The following is a 13,341-nucleotide window of genomic DNA, read 5'->3' on the forward strand; positions in this document are numbered from 1 at the left end:
CATTTTTTGGGCGGAGTGCCCTCAATTCAGGGTTTGAGGGTGCGGCCACGCCTTCGCCGATTCGGGTAGGGCACTGTTTTTTCAAATATTTCTTGATCTTCGCGACTGGCACGCAACTTGAATGTTGCAGTGCAGTCAGCCGCCGCAGATGCCGCTGACTGCAATCCGTGTCGGATTCCGCAGCAACGAAGCTGGTCGGGCCGCTCGTCTGAATCAGGCCAATTCGGCCGTTCGGACGATGCGATCCTCATCCCATTCCCGAATGCCAATCGCCGTGGCCGCTGGAGCTTCGTCCGCCATCATGAAAATCGAATCCCTGTCAGTCGACTTCAACGACGAGCAGAAGCGCTATCTCGAGGGATTGGCCGCCGGCCTCAAGGTCAATCTGGGAGGCCGTGCTCAGAGCGCCGCAACGACCGCTGCGGAGCCGACCGGACCGGAGGCGATCCACCTCAAGGCACAGGACGCGGTGATCGCGTCGGGGCGCAAGCTCGCCGACCAGGAGAAGGTCAAGCGAGAGCTGCATCCGTTCGATGCTTATGAGCGTCTGAAGGAGCAGGCGCGCAGCAACGCTGCGCCGTCCGCCGCCGATAATTTCCGCTGGCGCTATTACGGCCTGTTCCACGTCGCGCCGGCGCAGGACTCCTATATGTGCCGCCTGCGGATTCCGAACGGCATCATGAAGCATTGGCAGCTCGCAGGTCTGGCCGATCTCACGGATCAGCTTTGTGGTCCCTACAGCCACGTCACGACGCGCGCCAATCTGCAGCTGCGCGAGATTCCGCCGAAGCATGCGGTCATGCTGCTGGAGGGGCTGTCTGATCTCGGCCTCACCGCGCGCGGCTCCGGCGCCGACAACATCCGCAACGTGACGGGGACACCGACCGCCGGCATCGATCCGCAGGAGCTGCTGGATACGCGCCCCTACGCGCGCGAATGGCACTTCCACATTCTCAACGACCGTTCGCTCTACGGCCTGCCGCGCAAGTTCAACGTCGCCTTCGATGGCGCCGGCTGCATCGCAGCGCTGGAAGACACCAACGACATCGCATTCTCGGCGGTCGAGGTGAAGGACGACTTCGGTGTTGCGCCGGGCGTATGGTTCAGGCTCGGCCTCGGAGGCATCACCGGCCACAAGGATTTCGCCAAGCCGACCGGCATCATCGTCGAGCCGGAGCACGCGACCGAGGTGGCCGACGCCATCGTGCGGCTGTTCATCGAGACCGGCGATCGCACCAACCGCCTGAAGGCGCGGCTCAAATACGTGCTCGACAGCATGGGCCACGACAAATTCATGGAAGCCGTCGAGGCAAAACTCGGCCGCAAGCTCGCCCGTGTTCCGGAAGAGGCGCTGCAGCCGCGCCCCGAATCCGATCGCATGGCCCATATCGGCGTGCACAAGCAGAAGCAGCAGGGGCTCAACTGGATCGGCGTGGCGCTGCCGCTGGGCAAGCTCACCACGGATCAGATGCGCGCGCTTGCCAAGATCGCGCAGGACCTCGGCGATGGCGAGATCCGGCTCACGGTCTGGCAGAATCTCCTGCTGTCGGGCGTGCGCGACGACAACGTCGCTCTCGCCTGCGCGGCGATCGAGCAGATCGGCCTATCAGTCAAGGCGTCCCACATCCGCGCCGGGCTGATCGCCTGCACCGGCAATGCCGGTTGCAAGTTCGCCGCATCGAACACCAAGCGGCACGCCGCCGAGATCGGCGACTGGTGCGAGAGCAGGGTGGCTGTCGACACACCGCTGAACATCCATTTGACCGGCTGCCATCATTCCTGTGCCCAGCACTACATCAGCGACATCGGCATGATCGGGGCGAAGGTGCCGGTCGGCGACGGCGACGACACCGTCGAAGGCTATCATCTGTTTGCCGGCGGCGGCTTCGGTCCGCAGGCCGATATCGGCCGCGAGGTCTATCGCGACCTCAAGGCGGAGGATGCACCGCAGACGATCGAGAAGCTGCTCAAAGCCTATCTCGCGCATCGCGCTGCGCCCGACGAGACCTTCCTGTCGTTTGCCCGTCGCCACGACGGCGGAGCCCTGCGCAAGCTCGCCGAAGCCCAGACCTCGTCCGAGGTATCAGCATGAACCAGATCACGCCCAGGTCGGACATCATGTCGAAAATCGAGATCATTCCCCAGACCGCACCGTTCTCCGAAGCGCAGCGCTCATGGCTCAACGGCTTCCTGGCCGGCGCGCTTGGCCTCGACGGATCGATGCCGTTGTCGGCGGCGCAGAACGGCGCCGTGCTCGGACCCGCAGGCGATGGCGACGACGGCGAGGCGCCGTGGCACGACCAGACCATGCCGATCGCGGAGCGCATGAAGCTGGCAGAGGGCCGTCCGATGCGCCGGCGCATGATGGCGGCGATGGCGCAGCAGGATTGCGGCCAGTGCGGCTATAATTGCAGCGACTACTCGGATGCCCTTGCCGATCGCAGTGAGAGCCGGTTGAACCTGTGTGTCCCCGGCGGCAAGGAAACCGCGCGGATGCTGAAGGCGCTGCATGAGGAGCTCGACAAGGCGCCGGCCGCCGCCAAACCCGCAGCAGCGACGCCGGCAACCGTGTCGGTCGTCGTCAGCGCGCCCGGGCGCTCGCGCGACAATCCGGTCGAGGCAACGTTCCTGTCGCGACGCCTGCTCAACAAGCCCGGCTCGGAGAAGGAGACCTGGCACGTCGAATTCGATCTCGGCGAAAGCGGGCTCGACTACGTCGTCGGGGATTCCTTCGGCATCTTCGCCAACAACGATCTCGGCCTCGTCGACCAGATCATCGCGCTGCTCGGCGCTTCGCACATGACGGAAGTGAACGGCAAGCCGTTGCGGCAATGCCTGCTGGAGGACGTCTCGCTGTCGCCGGCGCCGGACTCGCTGTTCGAGCTGATCTCCTTCATCACCGGCGGCGCCACGCGTGAGAAGGCGCGGCGGCTGGCCCAGGGTGAGGATCCGGATGGCGATGCAGCGACGCTCGACGTGATGGCGGTGCTGCAGAAATTCTCCGGCGTGCGCCCGCATCCCGAAGCCTTCGTCGAAGCGCTGGAGCCGCTGCAGCCGCGGCTCTATTCGATCTCGTCGTCGCACAACGCGACGCCTGGCAAATTGTCTTTGACCGTCGATTGCGTCCGCTACGTCATCGGCAAGCGTAAGCGGCTCGGTCTGGCCTCGACGTTCCTCGCCGAGCGCATCAATCCCGGCGACAAGCTCCGCGTCTATGTACAGAAGGCGCATGGCTTTGCGCTGCCGGCCGATCCGAAAACGCCGATCGTCATGGTCGGCCCCGGCACCGGCATCGCGCCGTTCCGCGCCTTCCTGCTCGATCGCAAGGCGACGGGCGCGCCCGGCAAGAACTGGCTGTTCTTCGGCCACCAGCGCAGCGATTGCGACTTCTTCTACGCCGATGAGCTCAGCGCCATGAAGACCGCAGGCCTGCTGACGCGGCTGTCGCTGGCGTGGTCGCGCGACGGCGACAAGAAGTTCTACGTCCAGGACCGCATGCGCGAGGTCGGCCGTGAGGTGTGGACTTGGCTTGCCGATGGCGCCCATCTCTACATCTGCGGCGACGCCAAGCGCATGGCCAAGGACGTCGAGCGTGCGCTGGTCGATATCGTCGCCCAGTTCGGCGCGCGGTCGACGGACGAGGCCGTCAGCTTCGTGGCCGATCTGAAGAAGAAGGGCCGGTTCCAGCTCGACGTCTACTGAGCGGGAACCCTTGCGGATAAAATTCTCGGCCGCGCCGACGGCCGAGAATTTTTTGGTTCCAGACGGACCCCAAACAGGGGGCTTGTCGTTATTTCCTCGGTTGCCTTGCGCCCGGCTGCGAGAACGCTTTTCTCATGGCCGGAACTTCAGGAGACCGGTCATGCGGACGATATCGACGCCCCTGCGACAGATGCCAGAAAACGCACGCGCCTTCAGCGAGCGGGGCACGACGGCGGCGCTGGTTGCATTGTACAGCGCGCTGGCGCTGATCGCTGCGATCACCCTGGGCATGCCGTCGACCCACCCGTTCTGATCACACTTGCCGTCTTGAACGGCGCGACCGTGATCCCGGCCGCGTCGAGCGCGTTGCGGACCTCGCGGGCGATCTCCACGGCACCGGCGGTATCGCCGTGGATACAGACAGTGTCGGTCCGCATCTTCATGATCTTGCCGGTCACCGAAATCACCGCGCCGTCCTGAACCATGCGCACGACGCGATCGGCAATCACCTTCGGGTCATGCAGCACCGCGCCAGGCTTGCTGCGCGACACCAGAAGCCCATCATCGCCATAGGCGCGGTCGGCAAACACCTCATGCGCCATCGACAGATTGGCCTTCTCACCAGCCGTCACCAGCTTGGAGTTGGCGAGCACGACGAAAATCAGGCTGGGATCGACGGCCTTGATCGCGCTCGCGATCGCGTTCGCCGTCATGTCGTCCTCACAGGCAACGTTGGACAGCGCACCATGCGCCTTCACATGCGTGACCTTGTGGCCGGCCGCGGTGGCGATCGCCTGCAGCGCGCCGATCTGGTAGGCGACGAGGTTCTCGATCTCGGACGATTTCATTCCCGGAACGGGCCTGCGGCCGAAGCCGTGCAGGTCGCGGTAGCCCGGATGCGCGCCGATGCTGACGCCCTTGGCTTTGGCCATCTCGACGGTCCTGCGCATGATGTCCGCGTCGCCGGCGTGGAAGCCGCAGGCGACGTTGACTGATGTCGCGAGCTCGATCATCGCGGCGTCATTGCCCATTTCCCACGGGCCGAAACTTTCTCCGAGGTCGCAGTTGAGATCGACGGTGCTGGTCATGTGATGGTCCGCGCGTTGATGGGTCCGAAGCAGGTTGGATGCGGTCAGGTTAATCCGGCGTCGCTCCGAGCCAAGTGGTGACGTCGGTTGCGCTCACGGCATGTCCCGCCACATTGGCCGTGAACAGCGCATCGATGTCGAACTCATTGCTGACGATCTCGCTGACTCGGCCTGGCAGGCTTTGCAGCAAATCCTTGTACCTGCGCAGCTCGGCCTGCGCCTCCGCCATTGTCACCGCCTTGAAGCGGAATGGCGTGCCGGCTTGCGTCTGCGCCAGCCGGCCGAAATCGGCCGTGATCACCGTGGCGATCTTCGGGTAGCCGCCGCTGGTGCCGCGGTCCGACATCAGCACGATCGGCGAACCGTTGCCGGGGACCTGGATGCTGCCGTCGACAGTGCCATCCGAGACGATGTTATGGCCGTGCAGATGACGAAGCGGCGGGCCTTCGAGGCGATAGCCCATGCGGTCGCTGGTGGCGGAGACCATCCAGTCGCTGCCGAGGAACAACGCTTTCATCTCTTCGCTGAACTCGTCGTCCTGCGGTCCCATGACGACGCGGATCGCACCGCCCGGCTTCGGCAGCTCGTTCCGCATGTCCGGCGCACCGCTGGCCGCTGCCACCTCGAACACGTCCCCGGCCTGCAGCGGGCGCGGGTAGGGGCTGCCAAGTCCGGCGCGGGCATTGACCGAGAGGCTGTTGAACATCGGCTCGCCGGCAATGCCGCCTTCAATGGCGAGATAGCTGAACGAGCCGCCCCGGGCAAAGCCGAGCGTCAGTTTTTCGCCCTCGGCCAGAGTGACCGACGTGTTGATGTCGACCTGCCGCTTAGCGACGTCGGCGGGCCGCGGTGCGCCAGACAACGCCACGCGAACCGCGCCGCCCTTGGCAACGAACGTCGCGCCGAACGGGCCGATCTCGATCGCAGCCGCCATCAACCCATTGCCGACCAGGCTATTCGCAGCCGCCAGCGACAGCTTGTCCATCGCACCCGACGGCGTCAGCCCATAGCGCTGCGCGCCGAACCGCCCGCCATCCTGAACCGAGCTGGCCGGACCGATGCTGGAAACGACGAGCGTTGTCATGCGGCGATCCGCTCGGCGATCAGCTCGCCGCCTTCGGCGGCGCGCTCCTGCTCGGCGAAGGTCTTCACGTCCACCGCAGTGAAGCTGACCTCGTCGCCCGGTTCGAGCAGAAAGGTCGGCGCGCGGTGCAGCTGAAACGTCCGCATCGCGGTGCGGCCGAGCAGGTGCCAGCCGCAGGGACCGGCAAGGCATTGGATGCCGGTCTGGATGCCGCCGATCGCGACGATGCCGGACGGCGTCAGCAGCCGCGGATTCTGCCGGCGCGACATCTGCAGCGAGGGATCCAGTCCCGACAGATAGGACCAGCCGGGCGTGAAGCCGATCATCGCGACGCGGTAGGTCGCGGCGATGTGGCGGGCGACGACCTCATCCGGCGTGAGAGCGAGCGCCTTGGCGACGTCCTCGAGATCGATGCCATGCTCTCCGCCATAGCAGACCGGGACCCGCCAGCGCCTGACCTCGCCGTCCGGCGCGAGCGTGCCAGCCGACAGCGCCAGCAGCCGCATGACGAGCGCATCGTGGTCGATCACGCTGGGATCATAGTGCACCAGCAGCGAGCGATAGGTCGGCACCGTCTCGGTGATGCCGCCGAGCGCAGCCGCCGCCAGCGCATGATCGAGCGCCAGGACGCGGCGATTGGCGGTCTCGTCGATGGTCCGGCTGAACTCGACGGTCACAGCGCTGTCGCCGCTGGGCAGGATGCGAGGAGATGGAAAAGGATCGGCCATGAGATCGGAGACGTTCTCGGGTGATGCTCCTGATCTAATCGTTTTTGGCCGCCGGTGGAATTGGGTCAGAGGCAAAATCTCTCGGAAATTCAATAAATTAATCGGATGTCTTGCGATAAGAAGAGGTTATCGGGCGCGCGCAACCCCGCATGCGTCCCGCGCACCCTGCGAGCCCTTGACGCGGCCTTCGTCGCTCGCAAGATGCGCCTGCTTTTCCGCCAGCCCTTTTGGAGCACCAGTCTCACGATGTCCCTGACACCCGAAGCCATCGCAACCCTGTCCCAGGTCACCACCGCGACCATCACCACGGTCCTGCTGAAGAAGGGGTTGCGCAATGTCTGGCTGCGCGGCGCGAAACCGCTGCGGCCGGGACAGAAGCGGCTGGTCGGTCCCGCCTTTACGCTCCGCTTCGTGCCGGCACGTGAAGATCTGGCGACGCCGGAATCCTGGTCGTCGCCGATCTCGACGCGCACCGCCATCGAGGCCATGCCTGAAGGCTGCATCGCCGTGGTCGATGCGATGGGCGTCAAGGACGCCGGCATCTTCGGCGACATTCTCTGCGCCCGCATGATGAAGCGCGGCGTCGCGGCGCTGATCACCGACGGCGTCGTGCGTGACCTCGAAGGCGTGCTCGGCACCGGCCTGCCGGTGTGGTGCGACGGCTACGCCGCGCCGCCGTCGGTCGCAGGGCTCACCTTCGTCGGCTGGGGCGAGGCGATCGGCTGCGGCGGCGTCGCCGTATTCCCGAACGACGTGGTCGTGGCCGACCAGGACGGCGCGGTGCTGATCCCGCAGGCCATGCTCGACCACGTGCTCGCCGAAGGTCCGGAGCAGGAGCGCATGGAAGCCTGGATCGTCGACGAGGTGAACAAGGGCGCGGTGCTGCCGGGCCTCTATCCCATGAACGCCGAGACCAAGGCGCGCTACGCCGCGTCGAAGAAGTAGCTCGCAGCCGGCACGACGACCAGACTTTCCAGATTCAAGAAAGGCAGACCAATGGTGGATGTTTATCTCGCGGGCTCGCGCCCGACACGCCGCGCGGCGGCCGAAAGCTTCACGGGCACGGTGTGGCAGGATCCGATCATCACGCCGCAGGCGCCGGCCCGTGTCGCCTCGGCGCGCGTGGCGTTCGAGCCGGGCGCGCGCACGGCGTGGCACACCCATCCGCTCGGCCAGACGCTCTACGTCATTCAGGGCGTCGGCCGGGTGCAGGCCAAGGGCGGGCCGGTGCGCGAGATCAAGGCCGGCGACGTCGTCTGGATTCCGCCGGGCGAGAAGCACTGGCATGGCGCCGCGCCGACCACCGGGATGGTCCACGTCGCGATGCATGAATCGCTGAACGGCGAGCACGTGACGTGGATGGAGCACGTCACCGACGAGGACTACGCGACGCCTGTCGGCTGATACCTGACTAAGAAGACGTTGAGCGCGCGGTCGCAAGGCCGCGCGCTTTTGTTTTGCAGGCGCAGCGCTCAGTTCACCCGCGTCCAGGTCTGGCCGCCGCAGAACATGCCGCCGAATGCGCAGCCCTGGACTTTCAAATTGTCGGCCCCCTTCAGCGCAATGGTCGAATCGTAGGTGCTGCCGCTGTTGGGATCGAAGATGCGGCCGCTCCACTTCTTCTCCTGGGCCTTCTCGCTCGGGCGCATGTCGATCAGGATCTGCTCGCCATTCTGGCTGGTCTTGGCGTCGACGGCGTAGCCGCAGAGATTGGTGCCGCATGGCTCGATGCGGATCTTGCCTTCCTTCTCCTCGGTCAGCCAGATGCCGACCGGCGAGTTCGGATCGCGGGGCGCGACGGCAGCCGTCGGAGGCGCTGCCGCGGTCGCAAGAGTGGCTGGCGTCTGCGCCGCGCGCGGCGGTGGGGGCTGCACGGCGAGAGAAGCGGCAGCCGGGGCAAGCGGAGCTGCAGCAACGGGAGCCGTGGCGGTCGTCGCTGCGGTGACCGGAGGCGCCGCCGGAGCAGCTGGCGCCGCCACCGGGGCGGCCGAAGCTGCCGGAGCGGGAGGCTGCACGGGGGCGGGAGGTGCGGCGGCCTGCACCGGCGCAGCCGGCACACTGGCGGGTGCGTCCGCAGTCGCAGCAGGGGCAGGGGTGGCGGTCGGAGCGGCCGGTGCTGGTGCGGCAGGAGCCGGCGTCACCGCGGCCTCGGCGGGCGCGGCAGCCGGCTGGTCCGTTGCCGATGGCGGCTTGCGCTGACCGTCCTGCTCGCGCTTGGCCTTCTTGGACTTCTTCTGGTCGGTGTTGTCGTAGACGCCGGGGATCTGCACGGTGCCGCGGTCGGGATCGATGCGGATGGTCTTGCCGCCATACTCGATGACGTATTGCGCCTGGGCGGCACTGCTTGCCAGCACCAAAGCCGCAACGGCCAACAGCCTCTTCATCAGGTTCTCCGCGATTCCGGTTGCTGATGTGAGCGAGCTCACGCGATGGTAAGTCGGCGGTGCGGCGACCTCGGTTCAATGCGGAACCTGCTCAGAAATCGAGCGGCGCATTGTCGACCACCTCCTTCATCACGAAGAAGGTGCGCGTCTGCCGCACGCCGGGCAGCGAGATCAGCTGGTCGCCGTGCATGCGGTTGAAGTCCTGCATGTCGCGGACGCGGATCTTGAGAAAGAAGTCGAAATCGCCGGCGACCAGATGGCAATCGAGCACGAATTTCAGCTTGCGGATCGCGGCCTCGAAGGTGCGGAAGCTCTCCGGTGTCGAGCGGTCGAGCACGACGCCGACCAGCACCAGCGCGCTGCGCTCGACCTTCTCCGGCGCGATCTGGGCGCGCACGCTTCTGATGTAGCCGTCCTCGAACAGGCGCTGGGTGCGGCGATGGCAGGTGGCCGGACTGACATGGACGGCGGCCGCGAGCTCGGCATTGCTCATCCGGCCGTCCTTCTGCAGCAGCTGCAGGATGCGGCGGTCGACGCGATCCAGATCGGTGTCGGAAGGTTCTTTCATCAAATCTGCCAGATGTGAGAGAAAATACCGCAAGTGAAGCTCAGGGCCGACGTAAGCACGAAAATCTGGGTCAATAAAGAGAGCACCTTTCTCGGCCTTTTTCGTATGTTTCGGCCGACCCACTTCATTTCAACCACGGAGAGACCCCGTGCTTCGGCTCGACAAATTCAAAAAGTATCCGCTGACCTTCGGCACCACCCCGATCGAGCATCTGCCGCGGCTCACCGCAGCCCTCGGTGGCAAGGTGCAGATCTACGCCAAGCGCGACGACTGCAATTCCGGCCTCGCGATGGGCGGCAACAAGCTGCGCAAGCTCGAATACATCGTCCCCGACGCGATCGAGTCCAATGCCGACACGCTGGTCTCGATCGGTGGCGTGCAGTCCAACCACACCCGCATGGTGGCGGCGACCGCCGCCAAGATCGGCATGAAGTGCGTGGTCGTGCAGGAAAGCTGGGTGCCGCACGAGGACGCCGTCTATGACCGCGTCGGCAACATCCTGATGACGCGCCTGATGGGCGCCGACAGCCGCATCGTCGAGGACGGCTTCGACATCGGCATCCGCAAGAGCTGGGAGAATGCGATCCAGTCGGTCAAGGATGCCGGCGGCAAGCCCTACGGCATTCCGGCCGGCGCCTCCGTGCACAAGTTCGGCGGTCTCGGCTATGTCGGCTTCGCCGAGGAGGTGAGGGCGCAGGAAGCCGAGATGGGCATCAAGTTCGACTACATCATCGTCTGCGTCGTCACCGGCTCGACCCAGGCCGGCATGATCGTCGGCTTCGCCGCCGACGGCCGCGCCGACCGCGTCATCGGCATCGACGCCTCCGGCACGCCGGAGCAGACCCGCACCCAGGTTCGGCAGATCGTCGACAACACCGCAGAGCTCGTCGAGCTCGGCCGCAAGGTGCGCGACGACGAGATCGTCATCATCAACGACTACGCCTATCCGGCCTACGGCGTGCCGAGCGCCGAGACCAACGAGGCCATTCGCCTCGCCGCCCGCACCGAGGCGATGATCACCGACCCGGTCTATGAAGGCAAGTCGATGCAGGGCATGATCGACCTGGTCAAGAAGGGCTACTTCCCGGAAGGCTCGAAGGTGCTCTACGCCCATCTCGGCGGTGCGCCCGCGATCAACGGCTACAGCTACACGTATCGCAACGGGTGAGATTCTTCGGCGAGGATTCCTGTCCGGCGGGTATTGCCGGACGCTCCAGCTGCGCATGATTGTTCTCCAGTGTCATCGCCCGGCTTGACCGGGCGATCCAGTATTCCGAGAACCTTGCCGTCGATCGAGAAGCCGCGGCGTACTGGATCGCCCGCCTGCGCGGGCGATGACGGCGGAAGACTGGGCAACGGCCTCGTGTCCTAACTACGAGTCATGACATCGCGTTCTCGCGACGCATGGCGTCCGAGTGATCCATCAGTCGAACCCTCTCAATCAGAAGAGGGCGCAGGGAATGCCGGGTGAGGGCCTCACCCATGGCCCGCCTGCGCAAAAAAATGCAGGCGGCAGGTACCACAGGTGCTGCCGATCAACCGGCATTCCCTGCGCGACGGTCTTAACGCTTATACGCAGTCTCCCTGGTGCACCGGGCTTGTTGGCCACCATCTCCACGCGAAGCGAAGCTTCGTCGTGAATTGACACCAGCATCGGGGTGTCAGGACCCTGCGACTTCACGTCCACAAGCTGCCGTTCGTCCGCGTGCAAGCACGCTTTCGGCATCTCGCGGCCATCGCCTCCCCACCTCGCGTGTCGTGACGATCGCGCGCAACGCCCCTCTTCGATGAGGCGGGATGGCGGCAGTCAACCATGAATTTCGGTAAAACGAAACAAGAATATTTTTCAGGCGAGGACTGGACAAGGGTCTTCGCATTGAGATCGCTGGCAAACATTGCGTTTTGGCGCTGGCCATTTGGGGCATTCTTGCAGGGCAGTCCCATAGACGCGTGAGATGCCTCCGATGTCCCATCAAACGTCGCAGTCGTCCGTCGTAAATCTGCTCCGAGCCGACAACGCACCGTTCATCAGAGTCCGCAAATGTCCCCTAAGGGCGGATAGCCGACATGACCGGGCGGTCAGATCAAGCCGTGAATAGGGGGAGACCGGCTCTGCCATCAGCCAGACGGCCACGGCTGCCCCTGACACCAAGCGGAACACCGCGAAGGCAGACCAACCGCCATCGTCGTGTCTGCGTTGCTCAGTCGGCAGGTCCCGCGAATAAAACGAGATTGCCGTCGGGATCAAGGACGACGAAGTTCTTGGCGCCCCAAGGCTCCTTCTTCAATCCCTGATGGAAGCTCACGCCAGCCGCTTGGAACTCCAAGAAGAGTTGCTTAATCTCCGCTGCGGTGCCGACAGTGATCGAGGCCGACAGAAGGTGTTCGCGCTGGCGAATATCCCCGACGAAGATCGGTTCGCAAACTAGTCGCATGCAAAGCCGGGCACGATCGCGCTTGACCATGCCGTAAAACGGCGGGTCCCCATAAACAAAGTCGACCGCAAACCCGAGCTTGGATGTAAAGAAGTCGCACGACGCCTTGACGTCGGCGACGTAGAGTTGGGCTTCTATGCCACTTAGGATGGCCGGCGTTGTTGCCTGCTTGATTTGAGTGTTCATGGCTAGGGCTCCTGCCTTGAGCGCCTGCCACCCTTCGAAACCCAATTGGCGTGCGACAAGCTCCTGCGCGTCGCCGAGCTTAAATGATGCCCCCAGCACCTGATGATCATCAAGGTGCCGAAAACGAGGCAGCGCAGCTCTAATCTCGGCAGCGACCGGATGATACCCGTCACGATGCCAACGCAGATATTGCTTGGCCTGCTTCTTGAGGTTTTCGAGGTTCGGCATGGGCGCAACTACGGGTTACTAAACGTAGGTGGGCATTGCCCCTTCGGCCTCGGCCGATGCGCCCTACTGCAACTGTGCTATAGTGCTCTGGCCGCCTGCGGATTGTCAACGGTGGGCATGTCTCTTGTCGGCACGAAACGTAAGTCCCGGAACGGAGCCGGTTATTTCCGAAGCTGGATCGGAAATCGGGCGGCGCATTTCTGCTCCGCCCGGGTGTTTCAGACGTCGACTTGTTCCGCCATTGCCAAGGCGTCCACTTCGATGCCCAGATATCTGACGGTGCTTTCGATCTTGGTGTGCCCGAGCAGAAGCTGGACCGCTCTGAGATTTCCCGTGCGCCGATAGATCAGGGTGGCTTTGGTGCGTCGCAGAGAGTGCGTCCCATATAGCCTCGGATCCAGCCCGACGCTGCCGATCCAATCGGATACCAGGCGCGCATATTGGCGGGTAGTAATGCTTTTTTGGGGACCACGGCGGCCTTGCATGGCGGCCTCTCCGCAACGCTGCTCGACAGCTGCATAGGGCCTTGCGGTCTGGTCGATGCTCGACAAGGGCGTTGCCCAGACCACGCTCGAGTTCAAGATCTCACTGCTGCGCGCGATCACGTCGAGTGCACCGGCTTCGATCAATGTCAGCGCGCGATCCACCGTGCTCTGTGTTCCCTTCCAGGCCGGACAGAACGGCGCGGTTTCGGGACGGCAACGCAGGCAAGGGCGATAGCCGGCCCCTTCGGCCGCTGCAACGCTTCGGTAGAAGTGGACGTTCCGCGCCAGCGGCGTGCGCACCCGACAGACCGGCCGGCAGTAGACGCCGGTCGTCTTGACGGCGACGAAGATGATGCCGTCGAGCGCCGGGTCTCGACGGCAGAAGGCTTGGTAGAGGGCAGCAGGATCGCGCATGGCTCACGATGTACCGCGATTGCCGGTGCACCGCGAGCC

General features: G+C 64.7%; 13 protein-coding genes. 6 read left to right on the forward strand and 7 right to left on the reverse strand.

Going from position 1 to position 13,341, the window contains the following annotated elements:
• Window positions 1-301 precede the first annotated feature (301 nt).
• The 3 genes from S58_RS18785 to S58_RS38635 all read left to right on the forward strand — a co-directional run bounded on the left by S58_RS18785 (window position 302) and on the right by S58_RS38635 (window position 4,015).
• On the forward strand, window positions 302-2,092 hold the full coding sequence (locus S58_RS18785) for a NirA family protein (protein WP_015666939.1): 1,791 nt from the start codon (window positions 302-304) through the stop codon (window positions 2,090-2,092).
• The gene (locus tag S58_RS18790; RefSeq protein ID WP_015666940.1) at window positions 2,089-3,702 is read left to right on the forward strand and encodes a sulfite reductase subunit alpha; all 1,614 of its coding nucleotides are present in this window, start codon (window positions 2,089-2,091) and stop codon (window positions 3,700-3,702) included. The genes S58_RS18785 and S58_RS18790 overlap by 4 nt, the downstream gene beginning before the upstream one ends.
• Window positions 3,703-3,862: 160 nt before the next feature.
• The gene (locus S58_RS38635) at window positions 3,863-4,015 is read left to right on the forward strand and encodes a hypothetical protein (RefSeq protein ID WP_015666941.1); all 153 of its coding nucleotides are present in this window, start codon (window positions 3,863-3,865) and stop codon (window positions 4,013-4,015) included.
• Here the strand turns inward: S58_RS38635 and S58_RS18795 are convergent.
• Genes S58_RS18795 through pxpB form a run of 3 tightly spaced genes read right to left on the reverse strand, consistent with a single transcriptional unit; the run spans window position 3,981 to window position 6,602 of the window.
• On the reverse strand, window positions 3,981-4,790 hold the full coding sequence (locus tag S58_RS18795; RefSeq protein WP_015666942.1) for a LamB/YcsF family protein: 810 nt from the start codon (window positions 4,788-4,790) through the stop codon (window positions 3,981-3,983). The two genes, S58_RS38635 and S58_RS18795, sit on opposite strands and share 35 nt — an antisense overlap.
• A 49-nt stretch (window positions 4,791-4,839) precedes the next feature.
• The gene (locus tag S58_RS18800; protein ID WP_015666943.1) at window positions 4,840-5,874 is read right to left on the reverse strand and encodes a 5-oxoprolinase subunit C family protein; all 1,035 of its coding nucleotides are present in this window, start codon (window positions 5,872-5,874) and stop codon (window positions 4,840-4,842) included.
• A complete protein-coding gene (gene pxpB, locus S58_RS18805; protein WP_015666944.1) occupies window positions 5,871-6,602 on the reverse strand; it encodes a 5-oxoprolinase subunit PxpB in 732 nt (243 codons plus the stop codon). Before pxpB ends, S58_RS18800 begins: the two co-directional genes overlap by 4 nt.
• A 246-nt stretch (window positions 6,603-6,848) precedes the next feature.
• Between pxpB and S58_RS18810 the strand changes: the two genes are divergently transcribed.
• Both S58_RS18810 and S58_RS18815 read left to right on the forward strand, forming a co-directional pair.
• On the forward strand, window positions 6,849-7,547 hold the full coding sequence (locus S58_RS18810) for a ribonuclease activity regulator RraA (protein ID WP_015666945.1): 699 nt from the start codon (window positions 6,849-6,851) through the stop codon (window positions 7,545-7,547).
• Between the two features lie 51 nt (window positions 7,548-7,598).
• Complete coding sequence (locus tag S58_RS18815) at window positions 7,599-8,006, forward strand: (R)-mandelonitrile lyase (protein WP_015666946.1); 408 nt, start codon at window positions 7,599-7,601, stop codon at window positions 8,004-8,006.
• Between the two features lie 68 nt (window positions 8,007-8,074).
• Here S58_RS18815 and S58_RS18820 read toward each other — a convergent pair whose 3' ends face one another.
• Window positions 8,075-8,986 (reverse strand): DUF2147 domain-containing protein, encoded by a 912-nt coding sequence (locus S58_RS18820; RefSeq protein WP_015666947.1) that lies wholly within the window; start codon window positions 8,984-8,986, stop codon window positions 8,075-8,077.
• Between the two features lie 91 nt (window positions 8,987-9,077).
• Complete coding sequence (locus S58_RS18825; protein WP_015666948.1) at window positions 9,078-9,554, reverse strand: Lrp/AsnC family transcriptional regulator; 477 nt, start codon at window positions 9,552-9,554, stop codon at window positions 9,078-9,080.
• A gap of 148 nt (window positions 9,555-9,702) precedes the next feature.
• Here S58_RS18825 and S58_RS18830 point away from each other — a divergent pair, with 148 nt between their 5' ends.
• Window positions 9,703-10,722, forward strand: coding sequence for a 1-aminocyclopropane-1-carboxylate deaminase (locus tag S58_RS18830; RefSeq protein WP_015666949.1), 1,020 nt, complete (start codon window positions 9,703-9,705; stop codon window positions 10,720-10,722).
• A gap of 1,033 nt (window positions 10,723-11,755) precedes the next feature.
• Here S58_RS18830 and S58_RS18835 read toward each other — a convergent pair.
• Together S58_RS18835 and S58_RS39035 are read right to left on the reverse strand one after the other, a co-directional pair.
• Window positions 11,756-12,403, reverse strand: a complete 648-nt coding sequence (locus S58_RS18835; protein WP_015666951.1) for a VOC family protein — start codon at window positions 12,401-12,403, stop codon at window positions 11,756-11,758.
• A gap of 218 nt (window positions 12,404-12,621) precedes the next feature.
• On the reverse strand, window positions 12,622-13,302 hold the full coding sequence (locus S58_RS39035; protein WP_015666952.1) for an Ada metal-binding domain-containing protein: 681 nt from the start codon (window positions 13,300-13,302) through the stop codon (window positions 12,622-12,624).
• Window positions 13,303-13,341 lie beyond the last annotated feature (39 nt).

It is taken from the genome of Bradyrhizobium oligotrophicum S58 (genome assembly GCF_000344805.1).
Lineage (GTDB): Bacteria > Pseudomonadota > Alphaproteobacteria > Rhizobiales > Xanthobacteraceae > Bradyrhizobium > Bradyrhizobium oligotrophicum.